Source organism: Pseudoalteromonas sp. 19-MNA-CIBAN-0066, assembly GCF_040308705.1.
In the GTDB taxonomy this organism is placed as follows: Bacteria; Pseudomonadota; Gammaproteobacteria; order Enterobacterales; family Alteromonadaceae; genus Pseudoalteromonas; species Pseudoalteromonas nigrifaciens.
The window spans coordinates 1-286 of sequence record NZ_JBEONZ010000161.1 but is presented as its reverse complement, the minus strand read 5'-3'; the positions used below and the strand labels follow the sequence as shown (position 1 = coordinate 286).

Below are 286 nucleotides of genomic sequence, written 5' to 3'. Positions count from 1 at the left end.
GTCGGGTCCACACGCCCATACTGATTGCTAATCAGTCTTTTAAAACCCCTGAAAGCTTTATGCTTGCCTATGATGGCAGAGAAACAGCGGATAAGGCCGTGCAGCGTATTATTGATGGTGGACTGCTGCACGGTTTGACCTGCCACCTCGCTACTGTAAAAAATAGTGCACCGAATATCGAGGAAAAATTCAAGCAGACTAAAGAGTTGTTGGAGAATAAAGGTTTTGAAGTCAAAGCCTGTTTTTTAGAAGGGCAAATTTTTGATGCTTTGATGAAGTACAAGGA

Annotated in this window: 1 protein-coding gene; it reads left to right on the top strand. The window is 43.0% G+C overall.

Translation table 11 applies throughout. The annotated features are described in order from the left end of the window. A partial coding sequence (locus AAEZ18_RS18640) for an adenine nucleotide alpha hydrolase family protein (RefSeq protein ID WP_502935418.1) occupies positions 1–286 on the top strand: 286 nt, incomplete at both ends.